The 829-nt window shown below is 44.6% G+C and carries 1 protein-coding gene; it reads left to right on the forward strand.

Features of this window, described 5'->3' with window-relative positions; genetic code table 11:
* Nucleotides 1–92: 92 nt before the first annotated feature.
* Nucleotides 93–829, forward strand: a 737-nt coding sequence (gene gltX, locus A3735_RS27445) for a glutamate--tRNA ligase (protein WP_068639051.1), incomplete at its 3' end; no start/stop codon positions are given.

Below are 829 nucleotides of genomic sequence, written 5' to 3' on the forward strand. Positions count from 1 at the left end.
GTTGGTGGTTACGGCTAGTAAGGTATACAGATAATATTTAAGCGCTCGATACCAGCGTTGACACAGTAAAAAATCAGATAGGCATAACGTTAATGACACAAATGGTAAGAACACGAATCGCACCATCCCCAACGGGTGACCCTCATGTTGGTACAGCATATATTGCATTGTTTAATATGTGTTTCGCCAAGCAACACGGAGGTAAGTTTATCCTTCGAATTGAAGATACTGACCAAGCGAGAAGCACGCCAGAATCGGAACGTGATATTTTATCTTCAATGAAGTGGTTAGGGCTTGATTGGGACGAAGGTCCAGATGTAGGTGGTGATTATGGGCCTTATCGCCAGAGTGAGCGAAAAGACGACTATCGTGCCTATGCCGAGCAGTTGGTCGAACAGGGTAATGCCTTTTATTGTTTTCGTACACCAGAAGAGCTTGATGCGATTCGTGAAGAGCGAAAAGCGGCGGGTTTAAACCCTGGGATTAAAGGTGACCTTGAGTTATCTAGTGACGAAGTCAAAGAACGTTTAGCTCGTGGCGATGCGCATGTTATTCGTATGAAAGTTCCGGACGAAGGTGTTTGCGAAATTGACGATATGTTACGTGGCAAGATAGAGATTGACTGGTCTCAGGTCGATTCTCAAATTCTGCTTAAGTCAGACGGTATGCCTACTTATCACCTGGCGAATGTAGTTGATGACCATTTGATGGCGATCACGCATGTTATCCGTGGTGAAGAGTGGATTAACTCGGCACCTAAGCACCAGTTGTTGTATAAGTATTTTGGCTGGGAGATGCCTGTGCTATGTCACATGCCATTATTACGAAA

The sequence above is a fragment of the Oleiphilus sp. HI0061 genome (assembly GCF_001635675.1).